The organism is Acinetobacter sp. TTH0-4, from assembly GCF_015602665.1.
Taxonomy (GTDB): Bacteria; Pseudomonadota; Gammaproteobacteria; order Pseudomonadales; family Moraxellaceae; genus Acinetobacter; species Acinetobacter albensis.
This window is the reverse complement of sequence record NZ_CP059079.1, coordinates 1,234,319-1,250,483: the sequence shown is the minus strand read 5'-3', so window position 1 is coordinate 1,250,483 and position 16,165 is coordinate 1,234,319. Positions and strand designations below refer to the sequence as shown.

Sequence of the window (16,165 nt, the reverse complement as noted above, 5' to 3'; positions counted from 1 at the left end):
GTATTCTTTTTAGTCCTCGTATGTGTAACAAGGCATCTTTATGTTTTCTGCTTTAATGCGTTTGAGTTTAGTCTCTAGAATTATTATCGCTATTATTTTAGGTATTGGCGTTGCTGTTTTATTCCCTAATGTAGCGCCCTATTTAAGCCTTTTAGGGGACTTATTTATTAAAGCACTTAAATCGGTTGCGCCTATTTTAGTGTTTGTATTGGTTTTAGCTTCAATTGCAAATTTTAAAGTCGGTCATAGTGCAAATATCAAACCGATTATGGCCATGTATGCCATTGGGATGTTCCTTGCAGCTTTAAGTGCAGTGACTGCCAGTATTTTGTTCCCGAGTACTTTATTTTTAGATATTCCGACACAAACTGACTTACAACCACCCGGTAGCTTGATCGAAATTTTAAAGAATTTGCTTTTAAGTTTTGTGGCAAATCCTATTACTGCGATTGGTGAAGCAAACTTTATTGGTATTTTGGCTTGGGCAGTTGCACTGGGTGTCGCATTTCGTCATGCAAGTGATACCAGCAAAGTACTGTTAACTGATGCTGCAAATGCGGTTAATCATGTGATTCGGATTGTGATTAATTTTGCTCCTATCGGTATTTTTGGTCTGGTGGCCGTGACTTTTGCTGAAGCGGGTTTAAGTACCTTGGAAAGTTATATTCAATTACTTGCTGTGCTGATTGGAACCATGTTCTTTGTGGCTTTGGTTATCAATCCAATCATGGTCGCTTTTGTAACACGTTCAAACCCTTATCCTCTAGTGTTTACATGTTTACGTGAAAGTGGAATTACTGCATTTTTCACCCGTAGTTCAGCTGCGAATATTCCTGTCAATCTAGATTTAGCCAAACGCTTAGGCGTTAAAGAATCGACTGCGAGTGTTGCTATTCCTTTAGGTGCAACTATTAATATGGCAGGTGCTTCTGTCACCATTACAGTTTTAACTTTAGCTGCTGTAAACACTTTGGGTATTTCTGTCGATTTTACAACGATGTTGGTGTTATCGGTTTTAGCCACAGTTTCAGCGTGTGGTGCATCTGGAGTTGCGGGTGGTTCTTTACTATTAATTCCTGTGGCTTGTGGTTTATTCGGAATTAGCTCAGATATTTCTATGCAAGTGGTTGCCATTGGCATGGTCATTAGTGTATTGCAAGATTCGACTGAAACAGCATTAAACTCTTCTACTGATGTGTTATTTACTGCTGCAGTTGATCTGAATTAACCGCAGTGGATCTAGAAATGCTGAATGATTAAATCTTTTTAAGATATTCAGATTTTGTTCAAGCCTATTTAGTTAAACTGAACTTTAAAAAGGATGATCGATTTGAGTGTGAGTATCTTCAATTAAATTACTTGAATTAAATTTCTAATTCATTTGATTGCCATTTTATTTTAGGAAATTGCCACTTTAACAAGGAATATCATGGTGAAATTCCTTACTAAAGTGGCTTTTTTATACTTGTTTTTTGTATTGCCCTTTCCCATCAGGCTTTACTTTTAATCAGCATCAACATGCATTTAACCCATAGAATATTGATTAATCATAAAGCTCTCACTGATTAATCAAGCTTACTGTTCTAATTCAATCATTAGGCTCAAATTTCTGCGTGGTTAATTTCTAGGCTGTACACCGTATATTGAGGCTGGTATTTTGGTTATCATGCTCATCAGAAGTCATTTCGGAATTTATCATGGTCAAAAATGCATTACAGGCCCAATTACTTAAAGCGGGCTTAGTTGACAATAAAAAGGCAAAAAAACTCTCTAAACAAGCTGTTCATGAGCAACGTACAGGTCAAAGTGAAGAAGCAGAGTTAAAAGCGAAAATTGCACAAGATAAACAAGAAAAATTGGCTAAAGATCAAGCACTAGACCTCGAAAAAAAGCGTCTATTGCAAGGTAAGGAATTAAAAGCCGCTATTATTCAAATGATTCATCAGCATAAAATTATGCAGACAGATGGCGATGTGTCTTATCAATTTATTGATGAAAGTAAAATCAAAAAAATGTATTTGAATCAACAAATTTATAATGCGCTGGTTTCAGGTTCATTGGTGATTGCAAAAGATGGTGAAAGCTATGCAATTTTACCCAAGGCTCTGGCAGAGCGTATTAATGATAAAATGACGGGTTTTATTATTGTCAATAATTCTGAAAAAAATGAACAGATTACAGATGAAGAAGATCCCTACGCAGCCTATGTTATTCCTGATGATTTAATGTGGTGATTATTTTCACTTCTATTTTATTTAGTTTTTAAAAGCCTCAATGCTGATATCCGTATCGGCATTTTTGTCATTCACGGTTCAAAAATTAGAAACTGACGCGCAATCAAGCATGAAATATATAAGCCTAAACGAGAATAAAGAGACCTGTTATTCATTTTCTTATTTTTCAACTTTTAAAACTTTGCAAAAAACAGGTTACTTCCTTTTTGATTCATGTATATAAAACGTTATCTTTAATGATGTAATAAACATAACTATATAAACTATAAATAATTTTTAATAAAGCTATTGAAGGTGTAATTTGCAGCAGTTTAACTTTATTCAAAGTATTCAAGATTGGTCAGATCAATATCCTTGGTTAGAAATGCTGACGTCTTTAACACTTTTGATTTTATTCGCTGTTTTGGCAAATTTAATTGCTAAACAAGTCGTGGTACGTGGTATTCGAAAACTTGTCAGTAAAATGAAATCGGCAAATTCTCATATTTTTGCTCAACATAATGTGATTCGTCGAATTTCAAATATTGTGCCTGCGCTGGTGATCATGAATGGAATAGCCACAATTCCACACATTTCAGAAAAGCTAATCACAATTATCCAAATGGCGGCGCAAGCTTTTATCTTCTTGACTTTGGCTTTAGCGATCAGTGAATTTCTGAATATTTTTAATTTAATTTACCAACGTAATCCTAAGTCTAGAAATAAGCCGATTAAAGGTTATTTACAACTGGTTAAGCTTATTCTTTATATTGTCTGCGGTTTAATGATTTTAGGTACATTCCTTAAAAAGGATGTGTTTACATTACTTGCGGGTTTCGGTGCCATGGCCGCGGTGCTGATGTTGGTATTTCAGAATACGATTTTATCCTTGGTGGCCTCAGTACAAATTTCATCTTACGATATGGTGCGTATTGGCGATTGGATTGAAATGCCAACACTAAATGCAGATGGTGATGTCATTGATATGTCATTACATACGATTACCGTTCAAAATTTTGATAAAACATTTACCACTATTCCGACCAACAAATTGGTAACAGATACTTTTAAAAATTGGCGTGGTATGGCTGATGCAGGCGTTCGACGTATTAAAAGATCGATTTTTATTGATCAAAGTAGCGTTCACTTTATGACACATGAAGAGCAACGCAAACTGAAAGAATTTTTATTATTAGACCAATACCTCAATACCAAAAATCAAGAGTTAGAAGTTTTCAATCAGCAATTGAGCAATCCATCACGTTATAATCAGCGCCGCTTGACCAATTTAGGTACATTTCGTGCCTATGTAGAGTTTTACTTGAAACAGCACCCAGGCATTGCTCAAAATCAATCCTTAATCATTCGTCAGCTACAACCCACCAGTGAAGGATTGCCACTTGAAATCTATACTTTTACCAATACGACAGCATGGAAAAGTTATGAAGAAATCCAGTCGGATATTTTTGATCACTTAATTGCCATTATTCCTGAATTTGGTTTACGCATTTACCAAGCTCCTGCTGGTATAGATTTTCAGACAATGCTGCCTTCTTCTGACATCAATGATTCAGACTTAAATGATCTTCATCATGGTACATCTAAAGTTTAAGACTGTATTCCATTTTCTAAATTTAAAATAATTAAAAACCAAGCGCTCAATTGAGCGCTTGGTTTTTATCAATACTTTCACTTTTAGAGCTATAAATTTTGATATCAAAGCGACTTAATTTGATACGAACTACGATTAAAGAATAATTTCCCAAATAACAGCTTGATCTTCAATTTCATAAAATCCAATAATTTCATGATGTTCATTAAATTTAGGAATAAACTCTTGATTGTGTAAGTCATAATATCCAGCATTATCTTGAGCTTTCGCTAAAGTGACTTCATCTCCAAGTACCTTGTTAATAGTACGTTATTCACCAGACGTTGGTTTTTGAATGGTATACATGAAATTTCTCCTTCATTATTTTTCTATCATAGCCATTCTAAATTGCTTTTTTGATTTCATTTATAAGGCAATCTGTAATGATTTAATTGTAAAAGATCATCTGTAGAATCAATAAAAATATGGATAGAATTGAATCAAAACTTTTAAGTATTGTAAATTAGCGCTTAAAATTACGATTCACGTTGTATGATTCAATTTAATATTTAAAATTAAGGGATAAAAATAATGAAATCGATTCATATTATTTTATTCAGCTTATGCTTTGTTTCTTATACGGCGCAGGCCAGTTCAGAACAAGCATGGAAAAAAAATGATCAGAACTTAAAAACAGCATGTATAAAAGCCAGTCAATTAAAAAAGACCAAGGTGGTCAGCGACATTATGCCCTTTGATGATCGTGTAGGATATTCAGCGATTGTGTTAGAAGGTCGCTATCCTCAAGCCCATATGAAAAATCAGCTTGGACGAGAATTATGTTTATGGCAACGTGCTAAACAGAAAGCGTTTATAGTTGAAGCAGATACATTATTAAAAACGAAAAAATAAATGTACAATTGAATGATACTGTTGGAAAACACTTAAATTGAGTAATGTCAGTTCATCATGATATTGACTGACGTTAAAATAAATTAAAAGCGTAAAATCAACAGTTACGCTTTTGAAGAAATTATAGCATCAAAACTCTTTAACTAACCGTTAGGCAGTACTATCTAACTCAGAATCCTGAATTTTTAAGGTTTCAAAACCATCTGGCTGTTTACTCAAGAGTTCAATAAAAAGTGGAATAGTTTTCAAATTTAATAAATAAGGATTGAAATCATCAAGATGATGTTCAGAAAAGAAGTTTAAAACTTCTTTGTGAAAAATAGCATATTTCATATGCCATTCAGTAAAAATGCGGGTCTCAATATTTTCTAAAGACAAAATTTCACAATTTTCATGACGAGGATCTCTTAAAATTTTCTTGTAAAAAAGATGTTCTACTGTGTCTTTTTCACCTTCTAAGCACTGTACAAAATAATTATTGCCATAATACAACGCGCCATAAATGCGGTTCGGTCCATTAAAATTTAAGGCCTCAGTCAAAATATTGTACAACTCATTCATGGAATTCGCGGTACTTTTTAATTTACTTACATATAATAATCTTATGTCATTCATAGTATTTACCTAATTACTTTTTAAAATCTGTATAAAATTCAAAAAATGAATTGATACAGACATTTTCTATACACATGACATAAGCTTAAAAAAAATGATTCCAATCATAATTTAGACTTCGAATGGCACTGATTGTTATATAAAAAAGTGGTCTAAAGTCTATCCTTTCTAATCTATAGACTTAAACAGATGATCACCAAGATCATTTACTTAGTCTCGATGAAACCACTCACTTTACCTTTACTGCCAACCATTAAACTGGTTGTTCCTCCAAACTTGACTAGGTATTGAAATCAAGAAGTGCTCTCTGGTCTGTTGATAACAAACTAAACTTGTAAAACATTTTAGGGCATTTAAATGGCAATCATCATTTAACGATTGGATCAACCACAAATTGCACTACGACCTCATGACTCATGAAGCGCGATAACAGCATTATTATATATTTAAATACCCCATTATTATACTAAATGATCAAATTACGCTTAGCATTCGGGCTGGTACAAGCCAATAAAAAGGCACTACACGATTTAAGATAAATGCTTATATCTTTAGAAAAGCGATTTAATTCATCATGATCCGAGCTGTTCATTTTGTGAGATGATTTTTTTTATAGGTCAATTGAAGGCATTTTATTTTTGTATCTAATCACTCTTTTTGAATCCAATTTAACTTAATTCGCTGACTTAGCTCATGTATTGCTGCTATTTACGACATGCTAACTTGGCTGAATTGAATATCATCTCGAGTTTGTTTTTTAAGAAGCTAGGTTATGCTTTAATCGTACTTTGTCTATAAAACTGAACGTTTTACTTTCTCTGAATATCAGGTAGCTCAGCATCATAAAGTTCCATCTGAAGTGTTCTAGACACGACTAAATATTTGTATGGGAATTTTGTGTGTGTGCAAATAAAAGAGCAAATGCCCTATTGGGAATTAAAAGTATAACTTATTTTTAGGTTTTTTCAATAAAAAACAAAAACTTATTATTTATTAATTTCATCTAAGGTGTAAAAAAGGCGCAAAATTTTAAATTATTTAAAAGGAATGAATAAAAATGAAAACATTAGAATATTTTTACATTGAACATTGGATGAAGTTTGCTACGTCTTTTCAGAAGAAATTAGGCTGGTGCGTCTGGCATAGTTGTTTTGATTATAGATGATTTATCAATGATGGTTGACTTAAATCAAATTTGCATATACATTGTATATACATTTTACTTATTACCTTTTGGGATAAAGACGATATGACTGAATTACCCAAAAAGACAAAGGTTAATAAAAAAGATGGTCAGCTCTTAATTCGTATCAGTATAGCTGAGCGTGATGAGTTCATTCACTTATGTGATACCTTGGATACAAGCGCAGCTAGAGAGTTAAGAAAATTCATCCGTAGTTTTATTAAAAAAAATCAGTCAGCGGATACACCAACTAAGGAGTAACATTATCATGGCTAAGCAATTAAAATCTCTTAAACAGAAGATTAAAAACCGCCTTAAAAAGATTTCTAAACATGAAAGCAAACTTGCTAAATTGCAAAAGCAACTAAAAAAGCAAAAGTAATCTCTTTGATTAAACTCTGATTATTAAAAAACCCTCAAGCCAAAACTTGAGGGTTTTTTAATAATCAGGATTACTTCTATTATTTTTGATCAGATTGTTGTTGCTGGTATTTCTGATCATTTTGTGGGAAAGGTATATCGTGAGAAATCCTCTCTAGTCTATTTGCAAGATATAGTTGCTATACAGTTGGTATTACACGATTCCTGCCATTATTTTTAGCTTGATAGAGATTTATATCAGCTTGCTTAAATATTTCAGAAATATCATTAGAGTTTTCAGTCCAAGAAGCTATGCCTATTGAGATAGTAAGAGAATATATGTTTTCAATATATGTATCCTGTACTATTTTTCTAAATCTCTCTGCACTCTCATAAGCCTCTTGCTTATTTGAATGTGGCATTATTACAATAAATTCTTCACCACCATACCGACAGCAGATATCATTTGTTCTAAAGTTTTTCTGCATAATTTCAGCTAAGAATTTTAAAACTAAATCTCCTTGAGCATGCCCATATGTATCATTTATTTTTTTAAAAAAATCTATATCTATCAGTAGAATTGAGAAATTATTCTTCATACTTATTATTTTATCTATTTCAAATTTCATCCCTCTACGATTCATTAAACCAGTAAGTGGATCTGTATTAACATAGTAGTCCATTTCATCTATTTTTCTTGAAAATTTCCTCAAACTTTGTAGGAGAGAAAATTTAAATTTTACTATCTCATAATACCATGGACTAATATTTTTAATATCTACACTGACTTCAGGTCGATCTAGTGAGCTTGCCATATTTGCAAGTTCGTGTAGTGGGGAGGCTATATAAAAAGAACACTTCCAAACAATATAAAATATTACCAAATAGAATACAAATATCCCACCTGATACTTTGTAGATAATTGAGTTTGCCTGTTTAAGTAACTCTAAAGTTGGTTGCTGAGAGACAATAATCCAATCAGTTGTTTTTATATGTGCGAATCCAGCAAGATTATCAACTCCCCTGCTATTAATAAGACGCATCTTTCCATTTTTTTGTTTTTTTATATCCTCTATGCCAGTGTTATTTTTTGCTATATCACCAATTCTGTTACTGTCTGGGTGGAAAATTATTTGACCATTCTTGTCAATTACATACATATAGTTCTTCTTATAGCCCTCATTGATTGTTAAATGCTCATTAATAACATTTTTTTCTTTGAGATAAATTGCTGCTCCTAAAAAACCTCTATATTTATTATTTTTATCAAAAATAGGATGAGAAATAAAAATAATCATATTATTTTTGCTAGATAGGTAGGGGTTAGATATATAAACTTTTTTACTTTTTATAGAATTAATAATTCCCAGAGTTGATTGTACTTTGTTTTTATTAATATTAAGTATGTTAGGTGAGTAATTTATCAATCGTCCATCAGCATCTCCAATTACTACACTAGTATAATAATTAGATTGCATTTTTAATCTCTGTACTTCTTCTTCTCTAACCTCATCATTATCAATTTTTTTTTCTAAAATTTTTGCACTATAATTCAGCTCGATCAGAATATTTTTAAAATGATTGTCTGTACTTATTGCAATTTTATTTGCATATTCCGCGTTTAAGTCTAATGAGTTATTGATGAGTTGCCTTTTTACTATTTGATAACTAATAGCTAAGGAAATGAAAAATAGAATAGATACAGAAAAAATTGCTAGAAAAAGTATTAACTTTCTTAAGTTTAGCTTAAGTCTTTTTTCAATAATTCTAGACAATTTCATATATTAGTGTATTACGAATACTCGAGGCATGCAGTCTATTACATTTTTATAACTCCATTAAAGTAATTACTTTAATTAATGACTGTTAAAATTCCTCATATTCTAAAACTCTCAATCAGGACTTTAATTCATATATTACACACAAACAGTGACATACACTTTTTTTAAATTGAATTTGCTGTGTATTGTGATAGCAGAATGCACAGCTTTATTTTTCTGCCACACCACATTTACTTAAGAGCTTCTTCTTGATGCTCAAAGTAAGTTTTACAGCCTTCTAAAAAATCTTTATTAGCATTAACTTCAGCATCATCATTACACTGATCTGCCGACTTCAAGCTATTGTCTTGAGCATATCGATAACCGTTATATTGCTCTGTGCCCTGTTTATAACCACCAAGCTCATCAGTTTTCATGGAATACTGAAAATAAATGAAAGCTGCTATAGCCAGCACAGCGATTATTGTATTTACGATTTTGAATTATTTTGTGATCATAACTTTTATACTTTGAATGTTTTACAGATAATAATTAAAAATAAGGATATCTTCTATGTACTCAAATTATGAACTCCCTTCGAAGAAGCGCCTTTTTACTTTATCATAATATGTATTATGTTAATTTTAGAAAAGTTTAACTATAAAATAAAATGTTAGGCTACTGATTCATCGTAAGTAATTTCAAATAATAGAGTCACTTTATGCTTAAAAAAATTATCTTAAGTTTTTGCTTAGGGTTATCTAATGTAGCTATCGCAAAAAGCGTAGCATTAAGTTTCGATGATGGTTTAGATCCCTCAATTAATTCAGAAGCTCAACAAATTAATGAGGATATTTTAAGTACCTTAAAAGAAAATAAAATTCATGCAATCGTTTATCCAAGTATAAGTAAAATTGGAGGAACAGAAGGATTGAATATTATTTCTAATTGGGGGAAACAAGGACATCGTATTGGTAATCATGGAAACTTACATATAAATCTGAATAAAAATGAAGTAAAGCTATCTCATTATTTACAAGATATGCAACAAGGTCATCAAGTGTTTTCTTCAATAGAAGGATTTGTACCACGTTACCGTTTTCCATTTCTTAAAGAGGGAAATACTCTAGAAAAAAGGGATGGTGTACGAAAATGGCTTAGTACCCATAACTATCAATCTGGTGCTGTCAGCATCGATGCTAGTGATTGGTATTACAACCAATTGTTTTTGAAATATCAGCAACAAAAAGATCAAGCAAGCTTGGATAAATTAAAACAAGCTTATATTTTCCATTTACTTGATCGAGCGAAATATTATGATGATTTAGCGGTACAAACATTAGGACGCTCCCCAAAGCATGTACTTTTACTTCATGTTAGAGCGATTAATGCAGCTTGGTTAGAAGACATAATTTATTCCTTCAAGACAGAAAGTTGGGAATTTATTGATAGTGATACTGCTTATCAAGATACTATTTATAAAATTCAGCCAAACTTATTGCCTGCTGGTGAAAGTATTGTATGGAATATTGCACAAATTTATGGTGTGAAAAATTTACGTTATCCAGCAGAAGATGCCCCATATGAATATCTAAATTTGGCAAAACATGGCTTGAATATTGAAAATTAAATATTCTATTTAATATAATGAGACTTACACGAAACGGCGGACTATAAATCCTCGTTTTTGACTTCGTATAAGACATGTTAAGCAGATGATTAAAAGGCCCATGAATAGGGCCTTTCGCATAAGCTGTATCATGTTAATTTTAGGGAATCTTAAAACTATGAGAAAAGAGTTAAGAGAAATATTTATTCATGGATGTAATGAGAAAATTGAGAAAAAAGGAGATAACGTTGGTTTATCTTTCTATGCTTTTTTCAAAAATAAAAATGAGAATCCTGAACTTTTGATGGAAGCCGCAACTTGGTGGATCATGCAACATAAATTAGATCATTTTGAAAAAGCTGTAAAAATTAAAGCTCTTGTTTTAAGTGAGTCTTAGCTTAACTCAGCATGATAGCTGTTATACGAAATTAAAAAGCCCTAATCTAATATTAAGGCTTTATATAATCCGTATTATGTTAATTTTAGAAAAAGTTAACTGCTTTTTATCGTATTAAAGACTTTATAGGCTGCCTTTATGCGTTCTTCATTGGGAATCTTTTTATTCATCAACATCACAAGCCCAAAATTTTCTTCTGGGACAAAGAAAACATAAGTTCCAAAACCATTCGTAGAACCTGTTTTATGGAAAACTTTGGACTTTGCCTGAGTGGTTTCCTTTACAACTGGGTTTGATCGCATAACAACTTTTTCAGAATTACTTTCTTGTAAAATCTCGAAAGTTGTAGGATAAGAAAAAGTCTCCCACCCAAGTGCTTGTGTCATGTTTCCAAGCTTTAAATATCCTTTATGTGTTTCTAAAATAGCTTTCTTAAAATCAGAATTAGATTTTTCTGGATTCAAATTTGTATTTAAAAATTTAAGCATATCTGGAAGTGAAGATTTAACGCCATATGCTTGAGCATCTAAAGCACCGGGGCTAACTCTAATTGGCTGATTCAGCTGATCATAACCAAAAGCATAATGTTCTTTTTGTTCTTTAGGAACATTGATATAAGTATGATTCATGTTAAATTTTGGAAAAATCACATTTTCTAATAATGATGTGAAAGGAACTTTCATTGATCTTGCTGCTATTTCGCCAAACAATCCTATACTTGGGTTTGAATATTGACGATATTGACCAGGGGAATTCTTGATATGCCAATTTTGGAAATATTCTAAAACTTGCTCATCTGTGTTTACATTATCTGGAAATTGTAATGGTAAGTTACCACTCGTATAAGTTACTAATTCTAGTAAGCTAACCTTGTTAATCTCTGATTTTTGTAATGCAGGCCAATATTTACTTGGATGATCTTGGAAAGATAGTTTACCTTGGCTCTTAGCATAAGCACCTGCTGTTGCAGTAAAAATTTTACTTACAGAACCTAATTCAAAAATAGTCTGGCTATCAACCGCTTTATTATCAATATCAGATTGAATACCATAATATTGTTCGTGATTTTTTCCCTTATAAATAACGCCTACTGCCATTCCTAAAACGCCATATTTTTCCATAAGTGGCTTAAATGACTGATTGATTGTTGTCTCAATATTATCCTTATTTTTTTCCACATCATAAGCATTAGAATAGGTGCTCAATCCTATAGCCAAAGTAAAGAAGCTAAATCTAAAGCTTTTCTTAGTTACAGATAACATTCCTAGTATTTCCATCAATTATGCAAACCGCTATTTTGCCATCTATCTAAAATCTACTCTTTAATAATGATATTAATTTCCATCCATTTAACATAAAGGAGGTTTGTTTTACTATGTATTTACTCTTGATTGATTAGTATTCTGTGTACATTGATACTGTCAGAAGTTGAACGTAATTCACTGCCATAGATACCCTCACTTATACCCATACATTCTTTAAAAAACCCATTCGCAAATTCTAAACTTATTATTTTTGAATCTTCAGGAGAATCAGCGATCGGAACGTCGTAAGCATTGACCACAAAAATCTCAAGCATTTCTCTTGTTTCTTTATCAACCAAACCAAGAGCGCTATTGATTTCTGCTAATGATACACCTTTCTGTCTCGCTACCATTATTGTTCTGGCGATTTCCGCCCCACCAGTACAGAGGTCGCGACTTTTCTCCAAATCATCTGTTTTGCTTTTACTGGGAGCATTCGCCCCATAACTATAAATACTAAAAAATAAGCCAAGTATAAGTAATATTTTATTCATAAATCCCCCACCCCAATGAGGGAAATATAGCATGAAAATAAATCAATTATTAACGAATTGTTTCACCAAAATCACGAACAGCTTGTGCAACTTCTTGTGCTGTACGCAAAGGCTTTTTCTTCTAATGCCTTGATGTAATTGGTATGCATAAAGCTCTAATGGCTTTGGTGATGTCGGCATGCCCAGGATAGGAAACACGGCTTTTTGCATTTTCTATTCCCAATAAAAAACCACCCGAAGGTGGTTCTTTTAATCAGTCTTAAGCTATCAGCCACAAGATGCTTGAACGATAATTTTGGTTTGTGGATCAGTCACAACTGTGACTCTATTAGAACGATAATCTAAAGTGACTGGTTGACAGGGAGAAACCATTCTTACAGTTTCAGCTTTAGTCTTCGTTTTAATCACTGCTTCTGATAAACCAGTTTGCCCAACAAGCTTTGTTGCTTCTTCAGATACACAGTTAGTCATTGTTTGTGTCTGTTGAGAAGGCACCTGTTCAGGATGATTTGCGCATGCTGTCAATGTAATCGCAGCTAAAATTAAAGATAAATTCTGGATAATTTTCATAAAATTTTGTCTTATCAAGATAAAAAACTAATCATACCGAATAAGAAGGTGTCAACCACAGGCTTGAGAACAATCTCTATACATTCTATTAAATCACATACTTCAAGAAGAAAAGAATAGAACTTCATGACTACCATTACTGATGCATGCGTTAGTAGACTACGTATCTGTAGCAATTCGTGAAGAATAGTACTGACTACAGAACCAACCTTTACTTTCGGACAATACGTTTTCCTTAAAGCAACATGATCAGATAAATCCATAATGTTCAATTTCATGATAGACTTTTTAGCGATCGGAAATTTTTGGATTAGCTTTAAGGCATTCACTTTTGTTTTGCTATAGACCCCTTCTGTTTCATTCAGATATAAATCTATAGCATCAGAAAGCTTTATGCTTTTTTCGTGGTGATTACCGTTCAAGATGTCTGGGTTATTCTCAATTTCGACTTCACGCTTTTTGACACACTTTTCAGCAATGCGGTTAGTAGTGAAAGTTTTACTTTCTTTATATGCAGGAAATTTTTACGGTTAATGCGTATTTCAGCTCTGTATCTTAAAGTACCGTCTGAGAGTGATCTTTGAACTATAGTTCCCATAAAAATTTACGCCTTGAGCATTTTTTTCATTATGGCGTAAATCAGGGCGTAAATATAATCGGTTTCGCACAGCTAAAGTGGTGTTTACACAGGTTCAAACGCATACTAGACTATCAATCAAAATATTGTTTTTGATAGAAAATTTGTAAATAACTGAAATTTAATAATATTGATATTCAAAGGTGGAACTTATGTTGCAGTGGTTTGAAAAACTCGTCAATCCTTATCCTTCTAAAGGTTTAAACGAACCACTTCCAACCCGTTTTTTCCCTTTTGTATGGCAAGCGGCTACTGGCGTTCGTCCTTATTTGTTATTGCTGGTATTGTTCACGGCTGGTGCTGCCAGCTTTGAAGCAATCCTGTACGCAAAAATTGGTGACCTCGTAAACTGGCTAAGTAAAAGTCAACCCGAAACCTTTTTAGCCCAACACACTCAAAATTTGACTTTATTGGTGTGTATTTTATTTGCCAATATTTTCTTTTCAAGTTTTCAGTCGATTATTAAACATCAAATTCTGTTTAGTACATTTCCTATGCGTCTACGTTGGCGCTTTCATAATTTATTATTACAGCAAAGTTTAGATTTTTTTCATAATGATTTTGCAGGTCGTTTATCTGCCAAAGTGATGCAAACCTCGCTTGCAGTACGTGAATTTTGGGTGATTTTGGGTGATATGCTGGCCTATGTTTTTATTTACTTTGTGACCATTAGTTTGGTATTGGGTGCTATTTCTCCAATTCTGCTTATACCGTTAATGCTTTGGTTATTTTTATTCGTAGCGGCTGCTTGTTTTTTTATCCCACGTTTAAGTCGAATTTCAAATAAACAAGCTGATGCCAGAGCTATCATGACGGGGCGTGTCACAGATGCTTATACCAATATTCAAACGGTTAAGCTCTTTGCGCATGCAGGACGTGAAAGTCAATATGCCAAAGAATCGATGCAAGGTTTTATGCTCACGGTTTATCAGCAAATGCGTTTGGGCGTCCAGTACGAAATTAGTATTAATTTGCTCAGTGTCGTTTTATATGTGGGTGTTTTGGGTACGGCCATTTGGCTCTGGATGAATGGACAAGCAGAACTGGGTATTATTGCCGCAACCACAGCCATGATTTTGAAACTCAACAGCATTGCTGAATTTATGATGTGGCAAACCTCTGCTCTCTTTGAAAATGTCGGCACGATTCAGGATGGGATGAAAACACTAGGTCGCCCGATCAAAATTCAAGATAAAGAAAATGCTCAACCTTTAGAGGTGAAAAAAGGTGAAATTAAATTTGATCATGTCAGTTTCGCTTATAACAATAAAAATGTGATTGATCAGTTAAATTTAACCATTCGGCCTGGTGAAAAAATTGGGATTGTCGGTCGCTCTGGTGCAGGTAAATCGACTCTTATTCAATTGTTATTACATTTCTATGAAATTAATGAAGGTCGTATTTCAATTGATGGACAAAACATTGAAGATGTCACTCAAGATAGCTTGCGTAAAAACATTGCTTTAGTAACTCAAGATACCTCTTTACTGCATCGTACCGTATCTGAAAATATTAAATATGGCCGTCCAAATGCCAGCGATGAAGAAATGTTTGCAGCAGTGCGTAAAGCCAAAGCTGAAGACTTTATTCCTCAACTGACAGATTTGCGCGGTAAATCGGGTTATGAAGCTTATGTCGGTGAACGTGGTGTTAAACTTTCAGGTGGCCAACGCCAGCGAATTGCAATTGCCCGAGTTTTCTTAAAAGATGCACCTATTTTAATTTTAGATGAAGCCACCAGCGCATTAGACTCAGAAGTTGAAGCAGCAATTCAGTCCAGTTTAGATGATTTAATGCAAGATAAAACCGTGATTGCAATTGCGCACCGACTCTCAACTATAGCCCAAATGGATCGCTTAATTGTACTCGATGAGGGTAAAATTGCTGAACAAGGCACACACGATGAATTGGTTGCTTTAAATGGTATTTATGCACATTTATGGCAAAGACAGACTGGTGGTTTATTAATTGAGCAACAGGCTTTGAAGAAAAAGGAAATGGATTAATGTTGTATTTGGAAGACATAAAACTGGGAGATCATTTTATTAGTCGTAAGTATAAAATGACCTTAGAGGAAATCCAGCAATTCGCTCATGCTTTTGATCCACAAGTATTTCATACCGATGAAAAACAGGCCAAAGACCATCCTATTTTTCAAGGGATTGCTGCAAGTGGCTGGCATACGTCTGCGGTCACTATGCGTTTATGGACAGAATGTTTTCCAGTTGCCTATGGACTGATTGGTTCAGAGTCAACTATTCGCTGGCCACGTCCTACACGCCCAAATGATTACATTCATGTTGAAGTAGAAATTGTCGAAATTACGCCATCAAAAACTAAAAATGATCGAGCGATCGTGAGCTATCTGACTCAGACCCTTAATCAAAATAGAGAGGTTGTGCTGATTTCAACAACTAAAATTGTGGTTTTTAAAAGAGAATTTAGTGCTGTCTCATTATAAGACTTTAGAATTATTGTCGAACAATTTTATGAACAGACTATTTTTTTTATGCCAAGATG

General features: G+C 33.3%; 15 protein-coding genes and 1 pseudogene. 9 read left to right on the top strand and 7 right to left on the bottom strand.

Annotation, left to right across the window (positions count from 1 at the left end):
- Positions 1-40: 40 nt before the first annotated feature.
- From sstT to H0S58_RS05790, 4 genes are all read left to right on the top strand, one after another.
- Positions 41-1,228, top strand: a complete 1,188-nt coding sequence (sstT, locus tag H0S58_RS05805; RefSeq protein WP_092720670.1) for a serine/threonine transporter SstT — start codon at positions 41-43, stop codon at positions 1,226-1,228.
- A gap of 469 nt (positions 1,229-1,697) precedes the next feature.
- Entirely contained in the window at positions 1,698-2,234 is a 537-nt protein-coding gene (locus tag H0S58_RS05800; RefSeq protein WP_053577872.1) for a DUF2058 domain-containing protein, read from the top strand.
- Between the two features lie 301 nt (positions 2,235-2,535).
- Entirely contained in the window at positions 2,536-3,825 is a 1,290-nt protein-coding gene (locus H0S58_RS05795; protein WP_053577871.1) for a mechanosensitive ion channel family protein, read from the top strand.
- Between the two features lie 570 nt (positions 3,826-4,395).
- Positions 4,396-4,716 (top strand): hypothetical protein, encoded by a 321-nt coding sequence (locus H0S58_RS05790; RefSeq protein WP_195727410.1) that lies wholly within the window; start codon positions 4,396-4,398, stop codon positions 4,714-4,716.
- A 150-nt stretch (positions 4,717-4,866) separates the two neighbouring features.
- On the opposite strand, the gene H0S58_RS05785 is transcribed toward H0S58_RS05790, so the two are convergent.
- Positions 4,867-5,331, bottom strand: coding sequence for a BLUF domain-containing protein (locus tag H0S58_RS05785; protein WP_053577868.1), 465 nt, complete (start codon positions 5,329-5,331; stop codon positions 4,867-4,869).
- Between the two features lie 1,155 nt (positions 5,332-6,486).
- On the bottom strand, positions 6,487-6,597 hold the full coding sequence (locus H0S58_RS14005) for a DUF3924 family protein (RefSeq protein ID WP_195727409.1): 111 nt from the start codon (positions 6,595-6,597) through the stop codon (positions 6,487-6,489).
- Between H0S58_RS14005 and H0S58_RS05775 the strand changes: the two genes are divergently transcribed.
- Positions 6,581-6,775: a hypothetical protein gene (locus tag H0S58_RS05775; RefSeq protein WP_195727408.1), complete on the top strand. Its 195-nt coding sequence runs from the start codon at positions 6,581-6,583 to the stop codon at positions 6,773-6,775. The genes H0S58_RS14005 and H0S58_RS05775 overlap by 17 nt on opposite strands.
- 299 nt (positions 6,776-7,074) lie before the next feature.
- Here H0S58_RS05775 and H0S58_RS05770 read toward each other — a convergent pair whose 3' ends face one another.
- Together H0S58_RS05770 and H0S58_RS05765 are read right to left on the bottom strand one after the other, a co-directional pair.
- Entirely contained in the window at positions 7,075-8,655 is a 1,581-nt protein-coding gene (locus H0S58_RS05770; protein WP_195727407.1) for a sensor domain-containing diguanylate cyclase, read from the bottom strand.
- Positions 8,656-8,885: 230 nt separating this feature from the next.
- Positions 8,886-9,071: a hypothetical protein gene (locus H0S58_RS05765; protein ID WP_227592262.1), complete on the bottom strand. Its 186-nt coding sequence runs from the start codon at positions 9,069-9,071 to the stop codon at positions 8,886-8,888.
- Between the two features lie 284 nt (positions 9,072-9,355).
- On the opposite strand from H0S58_RS05765, the gene H0S58_RS05760 reads away from it, so the two are divergent.
- Both H0S58_RS05760 and H0S58_RS05755 read left to right on the top strand, forming a co-directional pair.
- Positions 9,356-10,264 carry a polysaccharide deacetylase family protein gene (locus H0S58_RS05760; RefSeq protein WP_195727406.1) on the top strand — a complete coding sequence of 303 codons (909 nt, stop codon included), beginning with the start codon at positions 9,356-9,358 and terminating at the stop codon, positions 10,262-10,264.
- Positions 10,265-10,421: 157 nt separating this feature from the next.
- Positions 10,422-10,640, top strand: coding sequence for a DUF6500 family protein (locus tag H0S58_RS05755; protein WP_195727566.1), 219 nt, complete (start codon positions 10,422-10,424; stop codon positions 10,638-10,640).
- Positions 10,641-10,735: 95 nt separating this feature from the next.
- Here the strand turns inward: H0S58_RS05755 and ampC are convergent, their stop codons facing one another.
- From ampC to H0S58_RS05740, 3 genes and pseudogenes are all read right to left on the bottom strand, one after another.
- Positions 10,736-11,902 carry a class C beta-lactamase gene (gene ampC / locus H0S58_RS05750; RefSeq protein WP_195727405.1) on the bottom strand — a complete coding sequence of 389 codons (1,167 nt, stop codon included), beginning with the start codon at positions 11,900-11,902 and terminating at the stop codon, positions 10,736-10,738.
- Between the two features lie 119 nt (positions 11,903-12,021).
- Positions 12,022-12,438: a hypothetical protein gene (locus tag H0S58_RS05745; protein WP_195727404.1), complete on the bottom strand. Its 417-nt coding sequence runs from the start codon at positions 12,436-12,438 to the stop codon at positions 12,022-12,024.
- Positions 12,439-12,705: 267 nt separating this feature from the next.
- Positions 12,706-12,903, bottom strand: a pseudogene (locus tag H0S58_RS05740) (I78 family peptidase inhibitor); the annotation flags it as partial.
- An 894-nt stretch (positions 12,904-13,797) separates the two neighbouring features.
- Between H0S58_RS05740 and H0S58_RS05735 the strand changes: the two are divergent.
- Together H0S58_RS05735 and H0S58_RS05730 are read left to right on the top strand one after the other, a co-directional pair.
- Positions 13,798-15,651 (top strand): ABC transporter ATP-binding protein, encoded by a 1,854-nt coding sequence (locus tag H0S58_RS05735; RefSeq protein ID WP_195727402.1) that lies wholly within the window; start codon positions 13,798-13,800, stop codon positions 15,649-15,651.
- A complete protein-coding gene (locus H0S58_RS05730; RefSeq protein ID WP_195727401.1) occupies positions 15,651-16,106 on the top strand; it encodes a MaoC family dehydratase in 456 nt (151 codons plus the stop codon). Before H0S58_RS05735 ends, H0S58_RS05730 begins: the two co-directional genes overlap by 1 nt.
- The last annotated feature ends 59 nt before the right edge of the window (positions 16,107-16,165 follow it).